This window comes from Enterococcus sp. C53 (assembly GCF_040887425.1).
GTDB classification, from domain to species: domain Bacteria; phylum Bacillota; class Bacilli; order Lactobacillales; family Enterococcaceae; genus Enterococcus_B; species Enterococcus_B hirae.
In genome coordinates this window covers 1-393 of record NZ_JBFOFT010000035.1, presented here as the reverse complement: position 1 = coordinate 393, position 393 = coordinate 1, and the positions used below count along the sequence as shown (strand labels likewise).

Below are 393 nucleotides of genomic sequence, written 5' to 3'. Positions count from 1 at the left end.
ATTGAGTCATAAAGGCTGTCCTTTTGATAATGCCGTAGCTGAATCAACTTATAAGTCGTTGAAAGTAGAATTTGTCTATCAATACACATTTGAAACCTTACAACAATTGGATTTGGAGTTATTTGACTATGTCAATTGGTGGAACCACCTTCGGTTGCACGGTACACTTGGCTACGAGACACCGGTTGGTTACCGTAACCAGAGATTGGCGCAGCGAATCCTTGATAATGAGCTCGGATGTGCTAACGCTAGCGAGGCAGTCTAACTTTAACTGTTAGCTCCTGCCGAAGATCGTCACATCCGAGGAGGCTCATTGTCAAGGACAATCGGAATAGCATACGGAAAGAAGTTCTGCACCTTATAAAATTTGTCAAAAAAACTGTTGCCATTCCA

At 42.5% G+C, this 393-nt stretch carries 1 protein-coding gene; it reads left to right on the top strand.

What is annotated here, in order from left to right:
• On the top strand, positions 1-265 hold a 265-nt coding region (locus tag AB3I42_RS14050; RefSeq protein ID WP_154200305.1), incomplete at its 5' end, for an IS3 family transposase.
• Positions 266-393: the final 128 nt, after the last annotated feature.